Origin of the sequence: Sphingomonas sp. NCPPB 2930 (assembly GCF_042867205.1) — a bacterium.
In the GTDB taxonomy this organism is placed as follows: Bacteria; Pseudomonadota; Alphaproteobacteria; order Sphingomonadales; family Sphingomonadaceae; genus Sphingomonas.
The window spans coordinates 127,935-149,198 of the sequence record NZ_JBHZQU010000004.1 but is presented as its reverse complement, the minus strand read 5'-3'; the positions used below and the strand labels follow the sequence as shown (position 1 = coordinate 149,198).

The following is a 21,264-nucleotide window of genomic DNA, read 5'->3' as shown; positions in this document are numbered from 1 at the left end:
TATAGCCTAATCCGGCCTTTTCCTGGCTCGACAAGGATATAGCGGTTTCATGTTTGTCGATTGGGGCATCCCCACGCCCTTGCTGCTCGTCGTCGTGGCGATCGTCGTCGCGGGTATCGTCGCGCGTCGCGTGCCGTTCCTGCGGTTGGCGATTAACCTGGTCAGCTGGCTGGTGCTGGGCGGCCTGCTTCTGGTCGTTCTGCAACAGCGCGAACAGTTCGATCCCTATATCCAGCGGGCGATGCAGGTCCTCAATCTGCAGGACCAGAGCGTCGTCGGTGACACGGTGCGCATCCGGATGTCGCCGGACGGGCATTTCTGGGCACGGGTCACGCTCGACGGGGTCAGCCGACGGATGCTGGTCGACAGCGGGGCGACGCTGACCGCCTTGTCGACCGACACCGCGCGCGCCGCCGGGCTGCGGCCGTCCGCCCCGGTCTTTCCCGTGGTGCTCAACACGGCCAACGGCATGATCCGCGCGCAGACCGGACGCGTGAAGACGCTGGAGATCGGTACGATCCGTGCCGACGGCATCCCCGTCGTCATCTCTCCCGCATTCGGCGAGACGGACGTGCTGGGCATGAACTTCCTGTCGCGGCTCAAGAGCTGGCGGGTCGAGGGATCGACGCTGATCCTGGAGCCGCACCATCCACAGCCATTAACCCACCGGTCATCGTCAACATGACAAGAAGATGATGGAAATCAGTGCAATCGGCGACACCGCCGATTGACTTGGCGGTTTAGCTTACCCATGCGTCAATCCATGAACACTCCCCTGTCGCGAATGCTGCCGCTCCCGGCGCAGCTCGACCGATATGTCGTCCATGCCATTGAAACCGGCCGCTTTCCCGACGAGCACGCGCTGCTGGTCGCGGCGATCGAACGGCTGCGCGCGGAGCAGCCTTTCGACGCGGCGACCGCCTGGCTGGTCGGCGGCGGCGAATGCGGGCAGCGGGTGCGCGATCATGACTGGGCCGCCACGGCGCTGGGGCCGATCGGCGGCTGGCCCGCCGCGCTGCGCACGACCGTGGCGAACATCGTCCATTCGCCGATCGCCAAGGTCCTGATGTGGGGTCCGGATCATGTGATGATCTATAACGACTCCTATCGCACCATCGCCGGGCCGCGCCATCCGTCGGCGTTCGGTGGTCTGGTGCCGGAGGTCTGGCCCGAAATATGGGACTGGAATCGCGATATCCTGTCGCGGGGATTCCAGGGCGAGGATCTGGCCTTTCACGATCAGAAGCTGATCGTCACCCGTGCAGGGCAGCCCGAAGAGGTGGTGTTCGACCTCTATTACACGCCGGTCTATCTCGACCATGGCGATGTCGGCGGGGTGATGTGCACCGTCGTCGAGAATACCGGGCGGGTCGCGGCGGAGCGGCGACTGGCGGAGAGCGAGGCCGAGCTGCGGGTAATCACCGACTCGCTGCCCGTGCTGGTCGCTTTTGTCGATCGCGAGGAACGATACCGCTTCGCCAACAGCTATTACCGCGAGTTCCTGGGCGTCGACCCCGACGCCATGCTGGGCACCCGGATCAGCGACGTGCTGACCGACGAGGATTATGCCGAGCGACGCCCGCTGATCGAGCGGGCACTGGCGGGCGAGACGGTGGTCGCCGACGTCCGGATCCAGCACCGCGACGGCAGCCATCGGCGCGCCGAGACGCGCTATATTCCCCGCCGGGACGAACAGGGCGCGGTCGTCGGCTTTCATATCCTGGTCTTCGATGTCGACGAGCGGATGCGCCACGCCGAGGTGATCGAGCGCAGCAATCGCCGGTTCCGCGCCGCGATGGACGCCGTCCACGGGGTGCTGTGGACCAACAGCGCCGATGGACGGATGGTCGGCGAGCAGCCCGGATGGGCCGCGATCACCGGCCAGACCCGCGAGGAATATCAGAATTTCGGTTGGGCGAATGCCGTCCATCCGGACGATGCGGCGGACAGCATCGTCGCCTGGAACAAGGCGGTGGCCGCCAAGGGCATGTTCGTTCACGAACACCGCGTCCGTCGCCATGACGGCGAATGGCGTACCTATGCGATCCGGGGCCTGCCGATCGTCGGGGCCGATGGTGAACTGGTCGAGTGGGTCGGCGTGCATACCGACATCACCGAGCAGCGCGCGGCCGAACAGGCGCTGCGCGACCAGGCCAATGTGCTGGCGCGTCAGGTCCATCACCGCGAACGCGCCGAGGCGCAGCTCCGCCAGCTCAACGAGACGCTGGAAAGCCGCGTCATCGAGGAGATCGCCGAGCGCCGCCAGGCCGAGATGAAGCTGGCCCAGGCGCAGAAGATGGAGACGATCGGCAAGCTGACCGGCGGCGTCGCGCACGACTTCAACAATCTGCTTCAGGTCGTGTCGGGCAACCTCCAGCTGCTGGGCAAGGACGTGGCGGGCAACAGCCGTGCCGAACAGCGGGTTGCCAACGCCATGGCGGGCGTCTCGCGCGGGTCGAAGCTGGCGTCGCAATTGCTGGCCTTCGGGCGGCGGCAGGCGCTGGAGCCCAAGGTCGTCAACGTCACCCGCTTCGTGCAGGGCATGGACGACATGCTGCGCCGTGCGATCGGCGAGGGCGTGGAGATCGAGACGATCGTCGGCGGCGGCCTGTGGAACACCTTCATCGACCCGGCCCAGATCGAGAATGCGCTGCTGAACCTGGCGATCAACGCGCGCGACGCGATGGATGGTCAGGGCAAGCTGACCATCGAGCTGGGCAATGCGCATCTCGACGACGCCTATGCGCGCACCCATGACGAGGTGGTACCGGGCCAATATGTCATGCTGGCGGTATCCGACACCGGCAGCGGCATGTCCGAGGACATCATCCAGAAGGTGTTCGAGCCCTTCTTCTCGACCAAGAGCGAGGGCAAGGGATCGGGGCTGGGCCTGTCGATGGTCTATGGCTTCGTCAAACAGTCGGGCGGCCATGTGAAGATCTATTCCGAGGTCGGCCACGGCACCACGATCAAGCTCTATCTGCCGCGCGCGATGGAGGCCGAGGATGTCGAGGTGGCGGTCGACACCGGCCCGATCACCGGCGGCACCGAAACCGTGCTGGTCGTCGAGGACGATGCCGAGGTGCGCGCGACCGTGGTCGAGCTGCTGTCGGACCTGGGTTACCGCGTCCTGAAGGCGGTCGACGCGCAGAGCGCGCTCAACGTCATCGAGAGCGGCATTCCGATCGACATGCTCTTCACCGATGTCGTCATGCCCGGCACGCTGAAAAGCCCCGAACTGGCGCGCAAGGCGCGCGAGCGGCTGCCCGATATCGCGGTGCTGTTCACTTCTGGCTATACCGAGAATTCGATCGTCCATGGCGGACGGCTGGACAAGGGCGTCGAGCTCCTGTCCAAGCCTTATACCCGCGAGGCGCTGGCGCGGAAGTTCCGCCATGTCCTGGCCAATCAGCGGCAACGCAAGATGCCCAGGGACGATGCGGGCCACGCCGCACCGGGCGACCCGGTCGACAGCCAGCCGGTCGTCCATCCGCTGCATGACGGACAGACCATCCTGCTGGTGGAGGATGACGATCTGATCCGCGCCAATACCGCCGAGGTGTTGCAGGAAGCGGGCTTCGTCGTGGTCCATGCCGTGACCGCTGAGGAAGCGATGACCGCTCTTCAGACGGCGCAGATCAACGTGCTGGTGACCGACATCAACCTGCCGGGCGAATCCGGGATCGAGCTGGCGGGACGGGCGCGGCTATTGCGGCCGACGCTGTCGATCGTGTTCGCGACGGGCGACGGCGGAATGGCGGGCGATGCAGCGGAACTGGACGCGGCGCTGCTGACGAAGCCCTATTCGGCGGGGCAGCTGCTCAACGCGATCCGGGGCCGGCTGGGTGTTACGGAGCAGGCGGCCCGACCCTGAGGTCGGACCGCCCACCCCCTTCGATCGGGCTCATGCCGGAGGGGGGCGGCAGGGGAGCCCGGACGAAACCGGTAAGGGGTTAGCGGGCCTTCCAGCCCTCGATCGCGGCGAAGGTGATGATCACCGCGAGCACCAGCAGGGCACCCTGCAATTCCAGTGCGGTCAAATCAAACTCCATCGTCATCGGTCATGCTCCCGAATGATGTCAAAACAACGAACCGTTCGGCGGCCTCTCCGCAAGATGCGGGTGACCGTCGCAGGATGGCACCGAAGCAGAAAGGCGCATCGGCATTCGTGACGGACCGTCGACCTTGCGCCTCTTCCATGATCGCTGACTTCAATACTTCCGAAGCCGGTCATGGCCGCTGATCGACGACCCGTCACTCCTCTCCTCTAGAGACAGGATATACGCGTTGTTTTTTGCTGTCGTGCAGCGCGTTCGTGACAAATCATGTCCGACAGTGCGGCAGGCGAATTTCCGCGCACAGCCCGCCTTCGGGCCGATTGGCGAGGGTCAACTCCCCGCCTTCGGCCGCGACGACCCGCGCGACGATCGACAGACCAAGGCCAAAGCCCACTGTGTCGCGCCGCCGCGCCGCGTCCAGCCGGACGAACGGTTCCAGGACCAGTTCGAGCGACTCCTCGGGAATGCCGGGTCCGTCATCCTCGACCCGAATGCGCACCGCGTCGCTGCGTTCGACGTCCAGCGTGATGACCGCATGCTGGCCATAGTGCAGCGCGTTCTCGACCAGATTGGTCAGCGCGCGCTTCATTCCGAAGCGGCGAAGACGACAGTCGAAATGATCGGGCCCGGCATAGCGGACGTCGCGCCCGTGATCGGCGGCGTCATCGGCCAGATTGGCGCACAATATGGCCAGGTCGGTCAATTCGGGCTGTTCGACATCCCCTTCCCCGCCCAGGAACGCCAGAAGCGACGAGACCATCGCTTCCATTTCCTCGATATCGTTGCCGATCGCATCGCGAACCTCGGCCTCGCGGATGGAATCGGCCCGCAAGCGCAATCGCGCGAGCGGCGTGCGCAGGTCATGGCCCACCGCGGCCAGGGCACGCGTCTGTTCGTCGATCAACCGCCCGATCCGCGCCTGCATCCGGTTGAAGGCACGGGTCACGTGGCGCACCTCCTTGGGGCCCCGCTCGGGCACGATCAGGGCACTGGCACCCTGTCCGCGCCCCAGCTTGTCGGCCGCGCGGGCCAGCGTGCGGAGCGGATGCAGGATCCGCCCGATCAGCGCGCCGCTGACGAACATCAGCGCGATCGCCGGGATCAGCGCCAGCAGCACCCGTCCCAGGGCCAGATCGAGCGTCCGAACCCCCTCGCGCATCCGGAAGCTCAGCAACGACCCGTCATCCAGCCGCAAGTCCCCCGACACCATCGAGGTCCGCCCCGGCGAGGTCAGCCGCAGATGAATGTCGGTCGCGGCCAGCGACGGCTCCCAATCGACGATCTGGCGGCGCATGCTGTCCATCGCAGGCGCAATGGTCGGGCGCGGCGGGGTCTGGGTGGACCAGCCGACGATATAGCGGTCGGTGGTCAGTTCCTCTGCCACTTCAGGGCGTTCGATCGCGGGGCGTTCGTTGAGGACGCGGCGCGCGACGATCAGATGCTCGGCCAGCCGCCGCGCCTCGTCGTCACGGACCGAGACATGGCTGGCGCGCTCGTAGAGATAGGTGGAGACGGCGAACTCGATCGTCACCGCCAGCAGCAGGATCGCGACGATCCGGCCGAGCAGGCCGACCGAGGGGCGGATCACCGCCGCTCCACCGGCACGTTGAGCATGTAACCGACGCCGCGCACCGTGACGATCGGCGCGGCACCCCCCGCCCCCGACAGCTTGCGGCGCAACCGGCTGACCAGCACGTCGATGCTGCGATCCGAACTGTCGCCGATCCGCGCGCGCGACAGCTCGATCAGGCGTTCGCGCGCGATGACGCGCTGGGCATTGTCGAGAAAGGCGACGAGCAGGTCGAACTCGGCCCCCGTCAACTCGACCTGGGCGCCCGATGGCGACATCAGCTCGCGCCGGGGCAGGTTGGCGGTCCAGCCGTCAAAGCCCAATATGCCCGCCTCGCGCTCGCCCGGCGTGCTCTCCAGCCCGCCGCGACGCAGCACCGCGCGGATGCGGGCGACCAGCTCGCGCGTGCCGAACGGCTTGGCGAGATAATCGTCCGCGCCCAGCTCCAGCCCGACGACGCGGTCGACCTCGCTGCCCTTGGCGCTGATGAAGATGATCGGGACCGGACTCTTCTGGCGCACCTGACGGCACAGGTCGATGCCGCTGGTGCCGGGCAGCATGATGTCGAGCAGGATCAGGTCGATCTGGCCGACCTCCAGCGCTTGCCACATTTCGGGCGCGGCATTGGCCAGCTTGACGGCAAATCCGTTCTCCTGAAGCGCGCGCGCGGTCAGGGTGCGGAGGGCGGGATCGTCCTCGACGATAAGGATGGTAGGCGGCGTCACCCCATCTGGCTAGGCAGGTGCGACGCCGTCGTCAACGGCCGCTCCGGACCGATCCCCGTCAAGTCGCTGCAACTGCACGGCATATCGCTGCGCACGGTCGGCATAGCCGTCCGCCGACCGCCGCAGCCGCGCCAGATCTTCGGGCGTAAGCATCCGGATCGCCTTTGCGGGCGCACCCACGATCAGGCTGGCGGGCGGGAAGACCTTGCCCTCGGTCACCAGCGCGCCCGCGCCGACCAGCGAACCGGCACCGATCACCGCATCGTTGAGGATGGTCGCGCCCATGCCGATCAGACAGCCCGCCTCGACGGTGCAGCCATGCAGGATCGCCCGGTGGCCGATGGTGCAGTCCTGTCCGATCGTCAACGGGCTGTCCGGATCGGAATGCAGCACCGCGCCGTCCTGCACATTGGTCCGCGCGCCGACCCGGATCGGCGTGTTGTCGGCGCGCACCACCGCCCCGAACCAGAGGCTCGCCTCCGCCTCGATCACCGCCTGTCCGATGACATCGGCGGAAGGGGCGATCCAGGCGCTGGCATGGACGTCCGGGCGATGCGCGCCCAGGGCATAGAGCGGCATCAGGCGGCCTCCCCCAGTGCCGAGCCCTGTTTTGCGGCCTGGCGGAAACGATGGAGCAGCGGCTCGGTATAGCCGTTCGGCTGCGCCACCCCCTCGAAGATCAGCGCACGGGCCGCGGCGAGCGCCAGGCTGTCCGCCCGTCCGGCCATCGGACGATAGGCCGGATCGCTCCGGTTCTGGGTATCGACCTTTGCGGCCATCCGCATCAGCGCCGCCTCGACCTGGCCCGCATCGACGATCCCGTGATGCAGCCAGTTGGCGATATGCTGGGCGGAAATGCGCAGCGTCGCGCGATCCTCCATCAATCCGATGTCATGGATGTCGGGCACCTTGGAGCATCCAATGCCCTGGTCGATCCAGCGGACCACATAGCCGAGCAGCCCCTGCGCATTATTTTCCAGCTCGTCGGCGATCTGGTCGGCTGTCCAATCGGGATCGACCGCGATCGGCGGCGTCAGCAGGCGTTCGAGCGCGGCGACCGGCTCGTCCGCACGGGCTCGCTGGCGAGCAGCGACGTCGACGCGGTGATAATGGATCGCGTGGAGCGTCGCGGCGGTCGGCGACGGAACCCAGGCGGTCGACGCGCCGCTCATCGGATGCGCCTGTTTCTGCGCGAGCATGTCGGCCATCCGGTCGGGTGCGGCCCACATCCCCTTGCCGATCTGCGCCCGCCCGGCAAAGCCGCAGGCCAGGCCGATCTGGACGTTGCGATCCTCATAGGCGGCGATCCAGTCGCATGCCTTCATCGCGCCCTTGCGGACCACCGGACCGGCCTGCATCGCGCTGTGGATCTCGTCGCCGGTCCGGTCAAGAAAGCCGGTGTTGATGAAGACGATCCTATCCTTCACCGCATGGATGCAGGCCGCCAGATTGGCCGAGGTCCGGCGCTCCTCGTCCATCACCCCGATCTTGATCCGGTGCCGGTCGAGCCCCAGCATATCCTCGACCGCGTCGAACAACCGGTCGGCGAAGGCGGCTTCCTCGGGGCCGTGCATCTTGGGCTTGACGATATAGATCGAACCCGTCCGCCCGTTGCGAAAGGGCGCTCCGTTCCGGCCGTCGCGCATCGCGATCAGGCTGGTGACGATCGCGTCGAGAATGCCTTCCGGTGCTTCGGCGCCATCGGCCAGGCGGACGGCGGAGGTGGTCATCAAATGCCCGACATTGCGCACGAAGAGCAGGCTCCGACCGGGCAAGGTGAAGGCCGTCCCGTCGGTAGCGCGATAGGCGCGGTCCCCGGCCAACCGCCGGGTGGTCGTGCGACCGTTCTTCTCGACCGATGCGGTCAGCGTGCCGTCGATCAGCCCCAGCCAATTGGCATAGCCCGCCACCTTGTCGGCCGCGTCGACCGCCGCAACCGAATCCTCCAGGTCGCAAATGGTGGTCAGCGCCGATTCCAGCACGACATCGGCGATCCCCGCCGGGTCGCTGCGACCGATCGGATGGCTGCGGTCCACCGTCACCTCGATGTGAAGCCCGTGATGGCGGAACAGCCATCCCGTCTCGCTCCGCCCGACGAATTGCGACGGATCGTCCAGCGCGGCGACTGCGGCGGCCAGATCGGTCACCGCCGACCAGCCGCCCGCGACCGGCATCGCCGTATCCAGGAAAGCGCGGGCCCAGTCTATCACCGCCGCCCCGCGTTCGGGGTCATAGCCCCCGGCAGCTCCGATGGGGGCGATGGCATCGGTGCCGTAGAGCGCGTCATACAGGCTTCCCCAACGCGCATTGGCCGCGTTGAGCAGGAACCGTGCATTGAGCATCGGCACGACCAGCTGCGGCCCGGCGAGCAGGGAGACCTCGGGATCGACCTTATCGGGGGCGATGGTGAACGACGGCGGTTCGGGGACCAGATAGCCGATCCCGGTCAGGAAGCGCCGCTGCGCTGCGCCGTCATGTGGGCCGCCACCGCGATACCAGTCGTCGATCGCCACCTGCATCGCGTCGCGCTTGCGCAACAGCGCGGCGTTTTCCGGCGCGAAGCGAGCCATGACGGCGGCCATGCCGGTCCAGAAGCGATCCGCATCGATCCCGCTTCCCGGCAAGGCGCGTTCCTCCAGGAAGCGGACCAGTTCCGGCGCGACGGACAGGCCCTTGCGATCGATCATCGATACTCTCCCGAACTGGCATTTCGGGGGTCAGGATAGGCCATCGCCATATCCTTCGGTAGAGGGCATAATCGTAACGCTGTCGATCGCCCGAGGAACGAATGGACCCCGATATCGCCCTGTTCGTCGATGTGGTGCGCGAGGCCAGCCTGGCGGGCGGGGCGCGGGCATGGCGGCTGTCCCCCGCCATGGTGTCCAAGCGGATCGCGCGGCTCGAGGCTCGGCTGGGCGTCCGGCTGCTTCATCGCACGACGCGACGGCTGTCGATGACCCAGGCGGGAGAGGCCTTTCACGCGGATGTCGCGCCGCTGGTCGCCGGGCTCCGCATGGCCGAGGCGCGGATCAGCCAGACCGCCGCCGCCCCGGCCGGGCCGTTGCGGCTGACCGTTCCGACCTCTTTCGGGCGGCTCTGGGTCGCGCCCTGTCTGCCCGCCTTTCTCGATCGCTATCCGGCGGTCCGGCTGCAATTCGATCTGTCGGACGATTATGTCGATCTGGCTGCGGCGCGGGTCGATCTGGCGATCCGGATCACCACCGCGCCGCCGCCGGGGCTTGCCGGGCATCGCTTTGCCGACAATCGCCGCCTGCTCTGCGCCAGCCCGGCCTATCTGGAGCGCGAAGGCCGTCCCGCGACGGTCGCGGAGCTTCGCCGACACCGGCTGATTGCCGCACAGGGGCAATTGCCCTGGCGCCTGACCGGCGCGACGGTCGAAGGCGAGAGCCGGGTGGAAACCAATTCCAGCGAAGCCGTGCGGGAACTGGCGCTGGCGGGCGCGGGCATCGCGCTTCGCTCGCTCTGGGACGTGGCCGATGCGCTGGCCGACGGACGGCTGGTTCGCGTGCTTCCCGAACGGCAGGGATCGGTCGAGGTCGGCATCTGGGGCCTCCACGCGCCGGTCGGCGCCCCCGCCGCGGTTCCCGCGCTGATCGCCCATCTGACCGAACAATGGCGCGGGGCGGCCTGGATGACATGACGGTGCCGTCATTTTTCCGTGCATCGGCCCGACACAGGCTTTAGGCACTGCCCATCAATTTGGGGAGTTACGGTTCGATGGCAGGGGGTCTGGTCGCATTGCTGGACGACGTGGCGGCGATCGCCAAGCTGGCGGCGGCGTCGCTCGACGATGTCGCGGCGGCCTCCGCCCGCGCCGGGGCCAAGGCCGCCGGGGTGGTGATCGACGATACCGCCGTCACGCCGCGCTATGTCGTCGGGCTGTCGCCCCAGCGCGAACTGCCGATCATCGGCAAGATCGCGCTGGGGTCGCTGCGCAACAAGCTGTTGTTCCTGCTTCCCGCCGCCCTGCTGCTCAGCGCCTTCGCGCCCTGGGCGATCACCCCGATCCTGATGGCGGGCGGTGCCTTTCTGTGCTTCGAGGCGAGCGAGAAGATCCTCGAATTGCTGATCGGCGGGCATGGCGAGGCCGAGGAGGAAACGGCGGTCGATGCCAGGACGCTGGAGGATCGGCAGGTTTCGGGCGCGATCCGCACCGACCTGATCCTGTCCGCCGAGATCATGGCGATCGCGCTATCCGAACTGCCCGACCTGTCGATCGGGACCCAGGCGATCGCGCTCGCGCTGGTCGGCATCGCCATCACCGTCGGCGTGTACGGGCTGGTCGCCGCCATCGTGAAGATGGACGATATCGGCCTGCACCTGGCGCAGCGCGACAATGCGCTGGCGCAGACGGTCGGGCGCGGGCTGGTCAAGGCGATGCCGGTCTTGCTACGTATCCTGGCGATCGTCGGCACCGCCGCGATGGTCTGGGTCGGCGGCGGGATCATCGTGCACGGCATGGAAGAGTTCGGGCTGACCACCCTGCCCCATCTGATCCACGGCACCGCGCACCATGCGGGCGAGGCGCTGCCCTTTGCCGGGGCCGCCATCGCCTGGATCGTCAGCGCGATCGGTGCCGCCATCGTCGGACTGATCGTCGGCGGGGTGATTGCGGGCGGGCTTCACCTGCTCCCGTCCCGCAAGGGCGCGCACTGATCCGATCAGGCGGCACGGACGCCATCCGCCTCCAGCAGGTCGGGGCCGAGCAACCGGCCGGTGATCGTCACCGACTTGCCGACATGATCGACGGGCACGCGCGACAGACGCAACTCGAATGTCGCACCGTCATCGCACTGCAGGGTGAAGGCGCCGTGCCGCCGCACCAGCCGGCCGGTCAGCGAGTGGGTGGGCGTGTCCGAAAGGGCGTCGTCGCTCGTCATCATCGGGCCAACGGTGGCGCCCACCTGCGGTTCCCGCAAGGTCATCCATCGGCCCTTTCCAGATCGCGGGCCTGCTCCACCCTGTCGCGGCCGCCCCGCTTCGCGCGGTAGAGCGCTTCGTCCGCGCGGCGCATCAGGTCGCCCGCGATATTGCCTGCCCGCCAATGGGCGACCCCCGCGCTCATCGTGACGGGCACCGGGCCATGTTCGGCCATGACCGGAGATTCGGCGATCTGGCGCCGCAGCCGCTCGACGATGGCGGTGGCGATCTCGAGCCCGGTGTCGGGAAACAGGATCGCGATCTCTTCCCCGCCATAGCGCGCGACGCAGTCCTTTGCGCGCACCGCGCCCTGGATACGTCGCGCCACCTCGACCAGGACCGCATCGCCGACGCTGTGGCCATGCTCGTCGTTGATCCGCTTGAAATGGTCGAGGTCGAGCAGCGCGAAGGCGAAGCCGCCGCCCGAACGGCATGCCCGCTCGGCGGCCTGCTCCATTTCGTTCATCAAGGTGCGGCGATTGGCCAGCCCGGTCAGCGGGTCGGTGCTGGCCAGCCGGTCGAGCTGGGCGTTCGCGACGCGCAGCGCGCTGGTCCGCTCGGCCACGATCGCCTCCAGCACGTCGGCCCGCCGCCGGATCACCGCCGTCACCAGCCAGAAGGCGCCGCTGATCGACACCAGCAGCAACAGGCTCAGGCCGATCCGGGCGGGCCAGGTTTCATACCATTGCGGATCGACGGTGATCCGCACCTGTCGCGTCACCGTCCGCGCCGCCAGCCCCGGCACATGCGCGCTGAGCGTCAGCCAGTAATCGCCCGAGGGCAGGTTGGTATAGATGGCGGTGGCAGGGGTGCCCGCAGGCACCGTCATCCAGTCGGCATCGAACCCCTCGAGCCGATAGCGATAGCGTATCTCCTCGGGCGCCGCATAATCGGTCAGCGAAAAGCCCAGCCGCAACGTCCGGCCCTGACGATCGAGATGCACCACCGGGTCGCGCGCGACCGAGTCGATCGCCAGTAGCCGCCCGTTGATATCCGCCTGGCTGACGATCAGCTGGGCGGTATCGCTCCTGTCCCGCCGTTCCAGCAGCAGATCGGGTTGCAGGACCATCAACCCCTCGGGCGAGCCGAACAGCAACGATCCGTCGTTCATGGTGGCCGCCGCACGCTGGTTGAACGCACGCATCGGCATGCCGTCGCGCTGGCTCATTTCCAGGACATGGAGCGAAGTCGGATCGATGACCGATATCCCGCCCGCGCTCGCCGTCCACAGGCGACGCCGGGCGTCGGGCGTCAGCGAGGCGACATTGTCGCCCGCCAGCCCCTGCGCCTCACCGATCGCGCGGAATTTCCAGCCGTCGCGCGTCGTGCGGCCAAGCGCCACGCCGCCATAGGTGCCGACCCACAATCTACGTCCGTCGGGCACCATCGACCCGACATAATCCTGCGGCAGGCTATAGGGATCGTTCGCCCGATTGGCATAGCAGACGAACCGGCCGCTGCGCGGATCGAACTGTCCGATCCCGCCGGGCGTGGCGACCAGCACCTGGCCATCGGGCCGCGGCAGGATGTTGATGACCTCGTTATTCGGCAGGCTGCGCGGGTCCGCCGGGTCGTGCCGGTACACCGTCACCCGCCCGGTCGCCCGGTCGCGCTTGTACAGTCCCTTATAGGTGCCGATCAGCAGATCGCGCTTCGTCTCGGCCAGCGAGATGACCGGCAGGTCGCCAAGCTCGGGAATGGCGAGATCATGGGTGGCCAGCGTCCGGGGATCGATCGCCACGACGCCGCGCGCGCCGATCAGGATCGAGCCATCCGACGATTCGAGCAGCGCCTTGATATCCTGACCGGCATGATGCCCGGCAAGCGCAAGGTGGCGCACCTGCCCCGCCGCCCGGTCGAGCCGATCGACCGAGCCGTTGCTGAACCCCAGCCATATCTGCTGGCGACGATCGACCAGCACGCCCCGGACATTGTCATCGGCCAGCGACAGCCGGGGGTCGTGCATCGCCGAACCGATACGCAGCACGCCGCCCCCCGGCCCCTGGGTCCGCGACGCGCCCAGTTCGGTCGCGGCCCAGATTCCGCCGCCATCGTCCATCGCAAGGGCTCGCACCGTATCCCCGGCCAGCGCCAGCGGATTGCCCATGTCGTGACGCAGCCCGCTAGCGGCGAACCCGCGCGCCGGGTCGAGCAGCACGATGCCCATGCCGTCGGTCGCGATCCATATCCGCCCGAGCCGATCCTCGACAAAGGCGCGGATCGTCCGGTGCCCGATCAACGGCGCATCGCTGGTCAGCGTGGGCAGCTGGACGAAATGCCGGGGATCGCCATTCTCGGACAGGAACACGCCATCCGACCCGGTACCGACCCAAAGCCGCCCCCGGCGGTCGCGCAGGATCGACCAGACATCGCCCGATGGCTTGTGCGCGCCCAGCGGAACATGGGTGAACGGGCGCGTCCCCGGCGCACGCCTCAATAGTCCATGGTCGGAGCCTGCCCACAAGGTGCCGTCGCCGTCGCGGAACACCGCAAAGGCGCCCTGGGGGCGGCCATCGGGCGAGGGTATCGCGCTGTCGGTCATCGGATCGACGCGATCGAGCCTGGCGATATAATGGTGCACGCCGCCGTCCGAGCCGATATAGGCGCCGCCCGCTCCGTCCGGCGTGAAGCTGAAGATGCGGGCTCCGATCGCCCCGTGGGTCGGCTTGAGCCGGATGAACGCGTCCCGTTGCGGGTCGTAGCGGGCCAGGCCGCCGACATTGGTGCCGATCAGCACGCCCCCGCCCGGCAGCGCCATCAGCGAGCGGACATAATTGTCGGGCAGCGAATGGGGATCGGCCTGGCGCTGCTTGAAGGTCCGCACCCGCTGGCCGTCATAGCGGGTCAGGCCGCCGCGGGTTCCGATCCACATCGTCCCGTCGCGCGCCCGCACGACCGCGGTGGTCGTGATATGCGGCAGGCCGATCGCTTCGCCGAGGCTCGCGAACGACGTCCATCGCCATGCCGCCCACGAATCGGCCGCCTGAAGGCGCCCAAAAGGCAGGATCATGACCGAAAGGAACAGGGCCAGCACGGCCAGGGGACGGTATGGCTTCATAGGCTTATGCTGGGAACCCGTATCACGCGACCTCATAAAACCGGGTTAATTGCGCCATGCGCCGCGTATCGGCCTTTCCCGGCGAGCGGCGGGATCCGACTTGACGAACCGCCCGCGTTCCTGTTTCGTTTCCGGGGCCGTACCTGATCGGCCGACGAACCTGACGAGCTGTTTTCCGTGTCGCTCCAGCCCCCTGCCCCCGACGCCGTCGGCGACAACCGCAAGATCATCCATGTGGATATGGACGCCTTCTATGCGTCGGTCGAACAGCGTGACGATCCGGGTCTGCGCGGGCGGCCGGTCGCCGTGGGGGGATCGCGCGCGCGGGGCGTGGTGGCGGCGGCCAGTTACGAGGCGCGGGGTTATGGCGTCCGGTCCGCAATGCCGTCGGTCACCGCGCTGCGCCGCTGTCCCGACCTGGTGTTCGTCCCCCCGCGCTTCGATGTGTATCGCAGCGTTTCGCAGCAGATCCGGGCGATCTTCGCGCGCTATACCGACCAGATCGAGCCGCTGTCGCTGGACGAAGCCTATCTGGACGTCACCAGCGACCGGGCCGGGCTGGGTTCGGCCACCGCGATCGCCGAGGCGATCCGGGCCGCCATTCGCGAGGAGACCGGGCTGACCGCCTCGGCCGGGGTCAGCTACAACAAGTTCATCGCCAAGCTCGCCTCCGATCAGAACAAGCCCGACGGCATTTGCATCATCCCTCCGGCGCAGGGACCGGCCTTCGTCGCCGCCCTGCCGGTCAAGCGTTTCCACGGCGTCGGTCCGGTCACCGCGCGCAAGATGGAGGCGCTGGGCATCCTGACCGGGCAAGACCTGCGCGAGCGGCCGCTCGACGTCCTGCAACGCCATTTCGGTAGCTATGCCGACTATCTGCACGGTGCGGCGCGCGGCATCGACCATCGCCCGGTCCGTGCCCATCGAGAGGCCAAGTCGGTAGGCGCCGAGCGGACCTTTGAGAACGACCTGACCGAACGCGACGCGCTGCGGGCCGCGCTGGAGCGGGTGGTCGAGGCCGCATGGGTCCGGATAGAGCGGAGCGGCGTCGCCGGACGGACCGTGACGATGAAATTGCGGTACAGCGATTTCCGTACCATCACCCGCGCCCGCTCGACCGGCCAGCCGATCACCGAGCGAGCGCAATTCCTGGCGATCGGTCTCGACCTTCTCGACCAGCAATTGCCGGTGGCTGGCGGCGTCCGGCTGTTGGGGCTGACCCTGTCGGGCCTCAACGTGGCGCATGGCGGCGGGGATGGGCCGAGCCAGGCCGAACTGCCCTTATAGGCCTTTGGTCACACGGCCCGGTCGGCGTCCGCTTCCGTCTCCTCGGCGGCCTCGAGGACCAGGATCGCGACCGCCCCCAATCCTTGTCCATGGCTATGCAGTTCGAGCGATCCGCCCATCGCGGCCGTCGAATTGGCGCACCAGTGGAGGCCCAGCCCGCCGGATTTCTCGGTCCGGGTGGAAAAGCCCGACCGGAACAGCTTGGTCGCCAGCGCCGGATCGAAACCCTGCCCGTCATCCATGATCCGCACCGTCACCCGGCCACCCTCCGATTGGATGGTGACGGTGATCGCACCATGGTCACGCCCGGTTTCGGCGATCGCCTCGATCGCATTGGCGAACAGATTGCCGACCACCTGGCTCAGGATCACCCGATTGGCCAGCACGGGAAAGGGCCGGGCGGGAAAGGCGAAATGGATCGAGGCCGCCTGCGAATAGCGGGCGATGGTGGCGTTGCGTGCGATGATGTCGGTGACGTCGCAGCGTTCGCGTGGAGGGCGTTCATGCGCTCTGGCCTGTTGCGCCCCGATGATCTCCAGCGTCTGACGCATCGCATCGCGCCCGATATCGATCCGCGCCCGCACCGCCTCGCGCGCCTTGGCCTCGGCATCGAGCGCGCCCGCGACGAACGCCACCAGCTTGACCCGGCGTTCAGGCGGAACGCCCTCCCCCGCCAGTTCCGCCAAGGCCCGGTCGATCAGCGCGCGATCATAGGCGGGCGACCGATCGCCGCCATGGCTGAGGATGGCGCCGAGCGGGGATAGCGCGTTGCGGACATTGTGCAGCACCGCCACCGCGCTTTCCGATCGGCCGAGCGCGAAGCTCTGTATCTCATTTTGTTCGCGCAGGTCCTTCAACTGGCTGAGCATCGCATTGAAACTGCGGCCGAGCGAACCGAATTCGTCGTCGCGCCCCTCCCTGTCGTGATAGGGGGAAAGGACACCCGACGCCTGGACCCGCTGCATATGGCACTCGACCCGGCCGAGCGGTGCCAGCACCAGCCATCCCAGCGCACGCCGCAGCATCAGCAGCGTGAAGACCAGGAGCAGGATCGATCCGGCCGTCGCCAGCAGGAGCACCCGACGGCCAAGCAGCGTGACCTCACGCGAGATCCGGAACCGCGCCATACCGACCGCGCGACCATCCAGGCCCGCAACCGGAACGGCAATCTCCATGCCCCGCGTCTCCTTCGACATGGTCCGGTCGGTTCCGGATGCGGGGCCGGTCAGGCGGGCCGTCTTGTGCATCGCGCGGGACAGGTGGGCGGGGGTCAGAACGCGGGCGACGGCGAGATAGTCGCGTGGTCGTCCCACCACGCCGGTGACGGTGGCGATACCGATGGCGGCGATCCGCCCGCGCAGCGGCAGATAGAAGCTGTTCGAATCTCGTCCTTCAAGCAGCTGCGAAAGGTCCCGGCGGTTCAGCGCATCCGCCAGCGCCGACGCCATGGCGGCCGCCTCGTCCGGATGTCCGGGATCGCGCCACCGTGCCTTCCACCGCCCATCGGCAGCGGTCCGATAGGCCACACCCTGGATCGGATGGTTGGGAAACACATCCGGCACGATACCAGCATGATCGCGCGCGATCTCCTCGACCCGCTGGGTGATATCGGCCAACAGGGTCTGCGCTCGTTGGCGATAGCCCATGATCGCCTGCTGCTCCAGCCGATCGAAACTGGGTGAGATCACCAACGCCAGAAAGGTCGCGACCGCCACCGCACCGCCGATCCCGGTCAGCGTCAGCATCGCGACCATCGTGTTGCGCAGCGATCGACGACGCGACCATTCGCCCAACCACCGGATCGCGGTGCGCATCAGGGTTAGCCTTGCATACCGGCCAACGGGGGTTGGGTGGGCGGCGTACCGTCCAGCGACATGTGGCGCTGTACCGCCAGCGCCCGCGCCTGTGCGGCGGGAACCGGGTGGGAGAAGAGATACCCCTGCAGGTGACTGGCCCCGGCGACGCGCAGCGCCTGGGCCTGCGCCTCGGTCTCGACCCCCTCGGCGATCACGCCCAGCCCAAGGGCACGGCCGAGATGGATGATCGAATGGACGATCGCGGCGGACTCGCGCTCACGCCCCATGCCGTCGATGAAGCTGCGATCGATCTTCAGGCAGTCGAGCGCGAATTTGCGGATATTGTACAGGCTGGAATAGCCCGTACCGAAATCGTCGAGAGCGATGCGGAAGCCCAGGTCGCGCAGTTCGCACAGCGTCTCGGCCGCGCGCTCGGCATCGTCGAAGATCGCGGTTTCGGTAATCTCGATCTGGACCCGACCGGGGGCGACCCCCGCCCTCTGCACGCTGTCGAGGACATGCGCGACGAAATGCGAACGGCGGAACTGGATCGGGCTGAAGTTGACCGAGACATATTGATCGGGCCAGTGGCGCAACTCGGCCAGCGCATGGTCGAGCACCCAGTCGCCCAGTTCGTGAATGAGATTGCTCTCCTCGGCGATGGGGATGAAGATGGTTGGGCTGACCGCGCCATGTTCGACGGTGTCCCACCGGACCAGCGCCTCGAACCCGACAATGTCGAGATCGGCGCGCCCGACGATCGGCTGGAAGGCCAGGGTCAGCTCGTCACGGGCGATCGCCTGAGTCAGCCCGGCCTCGACACCGCGACGCAGGCGAATGCCGTCGTCCATCTGCGCATCGAACAGCCGGACGACGCCGCGCCCGGCGCGCTTGGCCTCGTTCAGCGCCATGTCCGCCTGGCGGATCAGGTCGATCGAATCGCCATCGGCGCCGCCCTGCCGAACCACCAGTCCGCATGACGCGCCGCAGCGCACCGAATGCCCCAATATGCTAAAAGTGGTCGCACAGGCGGTCACGATCCGCTCGCACGCGGCGACGGCCTCCTCATGATGCGCGCTGTCGAACAGGATACCGAACTCGTCGCCGCCCAGCCGGGCGATCAGCGCGCCGGCGGGTGCGGCCTGGTTCAGCGTGGCATAGACCTCGCGGATCAGTTCGTCGCCCGCCAGATGGCCGAGCGTGTCGTTGACCAGCTTGAACCGGTCGAGGTCCAGCATCGCCGTCACGAACCGTCCGCCCCGGCGACCCCGCTCGTCCAGCGCGCGCAGAAAAGCGACGCGATTGGGCGCGTCGGTCAAGGCATCATGCAGCGCCAAATGCATGGCGCGGCTCTCATTGGCCTCCAGCTCGGCGGTCTTTTCCTCCAGCGCGGCGACCTGCGCGGCCAGCAGGACCCGCGTCGCCGCCAGCTCGCGCTCATTCTGCCAGCGACGACACAGCGCCAGCGCGGTCTGCCAGATCTCGGCGACCTCGAACGGCTTGGCGATGTAAAAGATTTTGTCGGCAGGCCCGGCGACCTTGCTGATCTCGACCGGCGAGAAGTCGGAATAGCCGGTGACGATCACCAGATGGATATCGGGGTCCAGCGCCCTGATCCGCCGTGCCGTCTCGCGTCCGTCGAACCCCGGCGGCATCCGGATGTCGATGAAGGCGACGGCAAAGGGCGTGCCGTCGGCCAGTGCCCGCTCGACCGCCGCGACGGCATCATGGCCCTGGCGATAATGGTGACGCTCGAACACCGCGTCGCCTTCGTCATCCGATGCTTGGGGCTTGCCAAACAGGTCGGCGGCCATGGCGTCGAGCATCGCGTCCTGCGCCAGACCCTGGCCGGAAAAGCACAATGCATAGCTGTCGTGGATTGCCGGTTCGTCGTCGACGATCAGTATGCGCATCCGGTCACCATGAATCCATCGATCCCCGTTATATGGATCAATGGTAACCGGATACGCTTAAAGTGACGTAAATGGTCAGGTCTGGCCCCCCGTCACTCGACGGTGACGCTCTTGGCCAGGTTGCGGGGCTGGTCGACATCGGTGCCCTTGGCGACCGCGACATGATAGGCGAGCAGCTGGACCGGCACCGCATAGACGATCGGCGCGATCAGCGGGTGGACCTTGGGCATGGTGATGGTCGCGATACAGCCCTCGCCCGCCGCCTCGATCCCGTCATAGTCGGAGATCAGCACGACCTTGCCGCCGCGCGCCTGGACCTCCTGCATGTTGGAGACGGTCTTCTCGAACAGCGGGCCGGACGGAGCGATGACGATCACGGGGACATGCTCGTCGATCAGCGCGATCGGGCCGTGCTTCATTTCGCCCGCCGCATAGCCTTCGGCATGGATATAGCTGATTTCCTTGAGCTTTAGCGCACCCTCCAGCGCCAGCGGATAGTCGGTGCCACGGCCCAGATACAGCACGTCGCGCGCGCCCGCGACGGTGCCCGCCATGCCCTCGATCGCCTCGTCATAGGCCAGCGCGCCGTTGATCGCGGCGGGGGCCTCGGCCAGATGACGGACGATCTGGCGTTCCTCGTCAGCCGACAGCCGCCCCTTGGCCTTGGCGAGATTGGCGGCGAGCGCGGCCAGCACGCTCAGCTGGCAGGTAAAGGCCTTGGTCGAGGCGACGCCGATTTCCGGCCCGGCATGGGTCGGCAGCAGCAGGTCGGCCTCGCGCGCCATCGAGCTGGTCGGCACGTTGACGACGGCGGCGATCGTCTGCCCCTCGGCCTTGGCGTGGCGAAGCGCGGCGAGCGTGTCGGCGGTCTCGCCCGACTGGCTGATGACGATCATCAGCCCGCCCGGCTCCATCACCGGCGCGCGGTAGCGGAATTCGGAAGCGACATCGAGGTCGACCGGCACGCGCGCGAACTGCTCGAACCAGTATTTCGCGACCATGCCCGCATAGAAACTGGTGCCGCATGCGACGATGGTGACACGCTTGATCCCCGACAGGTCGAATTCGGGGATGGGAAGTGCGATCTTGCCCTCAAGCCGCTGAAGATACGAGCGAAGCGTCTGGGCGACGACGATCGGCTGCTCGTAAATCTCCTTCTGCATGAAGTGGCGGTGATTGCCCTTGTCGATCAGCGCGCCGGTCACGCCCGAGATCGTGACGGGCCGATCGACCGGGTTATTGTCGCGGTCATAGACCTGCGCGCCCTCGCGGGTGCAGACCACCCAATCGCCTTCGTCGAGATAGGCGATGCGCTGGGTGAGCGGGGCCAAGGCCAGTGCGTCCGATCCCAGATAGGTTTCGTCATCGCCATATCCCACAACCAGCGGCGAGCCCAGTCGCGCGCCGATCAGCAGATCGGGCTGGTCGCGAAACAGGATGGCGAGCGCGAAGGCACCATGCAGGCGCGGCAGCACCTCGCGGACCGCCGCGACCGGATCGAGCCCCTGTTCGACCTTCTCGCTGACCAGATGGGCGACGACCTCGGTGTCGGTCTCGCTGGTGAAGACATGGCCACGACCGATCAGTTCGTCGCGCAACGCCTTGAAATTCTCGATGATTCCATTGTGGACCACCGCGACATGATCGGTCGCATGGGGGTGTGCGTTGTTGGTGGTGGGGCCGCCATGCGTCGCCCAGCGGGTATGGGCGATACCGATGGTGCCGGGCAGCGGATGCGCGGCAAGCTCGCGCGCCAGATTGACCAGCTTGCCCGATGCGCGGCGCCGCTCGATCGAACCCTGGTCGATCGTCGCGATGCCCGCCGAGTCATATCCACGATATTCCAGGCGACGCAGCCCGTCGAGCAGCCGCTCGGCAACGTCGTCACCGCCCAGAATTCCTACGATACCGCACAT

At 67.4% G+C, this 21,264-nt stretch carries 14 protein-coding genes; 5 read left to right on the top strand and 9 right to left on the bottom strand.

Annotation, left to right across the window (positions count from 1 at the left end):
• Positions 1-49: 49 nt before the first annotated feature.
• Positions 50-685, top strand: coding sequence for a TIGR02281 family clan AA aspartic protease (locus ACFX59_RS07140; RefSeq protein ID WP_387431006.1), 636 nt, complete (start codon positions 50-52; stop codon positions 683-685).
• A 78-nt stretch (positions 686-763) separates the two neighbouring features.
• Positions 764-3,874 carry a PAS domain-containing protein gene (locus ACFX59_RS07135; protein ID WP_387431004.1) on the top strand — a complete coding sequence of 1,037 codons (3,111 nt, stop codon included), beginning with the start codon at positions 764-766 and terminating at the stop codon, positions 3,872-3,874.
• Positions 3,875-4,323: 449 nt separating this feature from the next.
• On the opposite strand, the gene ACFX59_RS07130 is transcribed toward ACFX59_RS07135, so the two are convergent.
• The 4 genes from ACFX59_RS07130 to ACFX59_RS07115 are packed head-to-tail and all read right to left on the bottom strand — an operon-like array spanning position 4,324 to position 9,040.
• On the bottom strand, positions 4,324-5,646 hold the full coding sequence (locus ACFX59_RS07130) for an ATP-binding protein (protein WP_307098914.1): 1,323 nt from the start codon (positions 5,644-5,646) through the stop codon (positions 4,324-4,326).
• Entirely contained in the window at positions 5,643-6,353 is a 711-nt protein-coding gene (locus ACFX59_RS07125; RefSeq protein WP_307098917.1) for a response regulator, read from the bottom strand. Before ACFX59_RS07125 ends, ACFX59_RS07130 begins: the two co-directional genes overlap by 4 nt.
• Before the next feature lie 9 nt (positions 6,354-6,362).
• Positions 6,363-6,932, bottom strand: coding sequence for a gamma carbonic anhydrase family protein (locus tag ACFX59_RS07120; RefSeq protein ID WP_387431001.1), 570 nt, complete (start codon positions 6,930-6,932; stop codon positions 6,363-6,365).
• Positions 6,932-9,040 carry a malate synthase G gene (locus ACFX59_RS07115; RefSeq protein ID WP_387430999.1) on the bottom strand — a complete coding sequence of 703 codons (2,109 nt, stop codon included), beginning with the start codon at positions 9,038-9,040 and terminating at the stop codon, positions 6,932-6,934. Before ACFX59_RS07115 ends, ACFX59_RS07120 begins: the two co-directional genes overlap by 1 nt.
• A 101-nt stretch (positions 9,041-9,141) precedes the next feature.
• Between ACFX59_RS07115 and ACFX59_RS07110 the strand changes: the two genes are divergently transcribed.
• Together ACFX59_RS07110 and ACFX59_RS07105 are read left to right on the top strand one after the other, a co-directional pair.
• The gene (locus ACFX59_RS07110) at positions 9,142-10,014 is read left to right on the top strand and encodes a LysR family transcriptional regulator (RefSeq protein WP_387430997.1); all 873 of its coding nucleotides are present in this window, start codon (positions 9,142-9,144) and stop codon (positions 10,012-10,014) included.
• A gap of 77 nt (positions 10,015-10,091) precedes the next feature.
• Positions 10,092-11,030: a DUF808 domain-containing protein gene (locus tag ACFX59_RS07105; protein ID WP_387430995.1), complete on the top strand. Its 939-nt coding sequence runs from the start codon at positions 10,092-10,094 to the stop codon at positions 11,028-11,030.
• Positions 11,031-11,035: 5 nt separating this feature from the next.
• Here the strand turns inward: ACFX59_RS07105 and ACFX59_RS07100 are convergent, their stop codons facing one another.
• On the bottom strand, positions 11,036-11,299 hold the full coding sequence (locus ACFX59_RS07100; RefSeq protein WP_387430993.1) for a DUF5818 domain-containing protein: 264 nt from the start codon (positions 11,297-11,299) through the stop codon (positions 11,036-11,038).
• Positions 11,296-14,352 (bottom strand): diguanylate cyclase, encoded by a 3,057-nt coding sequence (locus ACFX59_RS07095; RefSeq protein WP_387430991.1) that lies wholly within the window; start codon positions 14,350-14,352, stop codon positions 11,296-11,298. The genes ACFX59_RS07100 and ACFX59_RS07095 overlap by 4 nt, the downstream gene beginning before the upstream one ends.
• Positions 14,353-14,529: 177 nt before the next feature.
• Here ACFX59_RS07095 and dinB point away from each other — a divergent pair, with 177 nt between their 5' ends.
• Positions 14,530-15,639, top strand: coding sequence for a DNA polymerase IV (gene dinB, locus ACFX59_RS07090; RefSeq protein WP_387430989.1), 1,110 nt, complete (start codon positions 14,530-14,532; stop codon positions 15,637-15,639).
• A gap of 8 nt (positions 15,640-15,647) precedes the next feature.
• On the opposite strand, the gene ACFX59_RS07085 is transcribed toward dinB, so the two are convergent.
• The 3 genes from ACFX59_RS07085 to glmS all read right to left on the bottom strand — a co-directional run bounded on the left by ACFX59_RS07085 (position 15,648) and on the right by glmS (position 21,264).
• Complete coding sequence (locus ACFX59_RS07085; protein ID WP_387430987.1) at positions 15,648-17,453, bottom strand: ATP-binding protein; 1,806 nt, start codon at positions 17,451-17,453, stop codon at positions 15,648-15,650.
• Positions 17,454-17,458: 5 nt separating this feature from the next.
• Positions 17,459-19,348 carry a putative bifunctional diguanylate cyclase/phosphodiesterase gene (locus tag ACFX59_RS07080; RefSeq protein WP_387430985.1) on the bottom strand — a complete coding sequence of 630 codons (1,890 nt, stop codon included), beginning with the start codon at positions 19,346-19,348 and terminating at the stop codon, positions 17,459-17,461.
• Between the two features lie 92 nt (positions 19,349-19,440).
• The gene (glmS, locus tag ACFX59_RS07075) at positions 19,441-21,264 is read right to left on the bottom strand and encodes a glutamine--fructose-6-phosphate transaminase (isomerizing) (RefSeq protein WP_387430983.1); all 1,824 of its coding nucleotides are present in this window, start codon (positions 21,262-21,264) and stop codon (positions 19,441-19,443) included.

What these genes read in the sequence shown, in the direction of transcription:
- ACFX59_RS07140 (WP_387431006.1), top strand. Translation starts at nt 50, where the DNA reads ATGTTTGTCGATTGGGGCATCCCCACGCCCTTGCTGCTCGTCGTCGTG.
- ACFX59_RS07135 (WP_387431004.1), top strand. Translation starts at nt 764, where the DNA reads ATGAACACTCCCCTGTCGCGAATGCTGCCGCTCCCGGCGCAGCTCGAC.
- ACFX59_RS07120 (WP_387431001.1), bottom strand. Translation starts at nt 6,932, where the DNA reads ATGCCGCTCTATGCCCTGGGCGCGCATCGCCCGGACGTCCATGCCAGC.
- ACFX59_RS07115 (WP_387430999.1), bottom strand. Translation starts at nt 9,040, where the DNA reads ATGATCGATCGCAAGGGCCTGTCCGTCGCGCCGGAACTGGTCCGCTTC.
- ACFX59_RS07110 (WP_387430997.1), top strand. Translation starts at nt 9,142, where the DNA reads ATGGACCCCGATATCGCCCTGTTCGTCGATGTGGTGCGCGAGGCCAGC.
- ACFX59_RS07105 (WP_387430995.1), top strand. Translation starts at nt 10,092, where the DNA reads ATGGCAGGGGGTCTGGTCGCATTGCTGGACGACGTGGCGGCGATCGCC.
- ACFX59_RS07100 (WP_387430993.1), bottom strand. Translation starts at nt 11,299, where the DNA reads ATGACCTTGCGGGAACCGCAGGTGGGCGCCACCGTTGGCCCGATGATG.
- ACFX59_RS07095 (WP_387430991.1), bottom strand. Translation starts at nt 14,352, where the DNA reads ATGAAGCCATACCGTCCCCTGGCCGTGCTGGCCCTGTTCCTTTCGGTC.
- ACFX59_RS07085 (WP_387430987.1), bottom strand. Translation starts at nt 17,453, where the DNA reads ATGCGCACCGCGATCCGGTGGTTGGGCGAATGGTCGCGTCGTCGATCG.
- ACFX59_RS07080 (WP_387430985.1), bottom strand. Translation starts at nt 19,348, where the DNA reads ATGCGCATACTGATCGTCGACGACGAACCGGCAATCCACGACAGCTAT.
- glmS (WP_387430983.1), bottom strand. Translation starts at nt 21,264, where the DNA reads ATGTGCGGTATCGTAGGAATTCTGGGCGGTGACGACGTTGCCGAGCGG.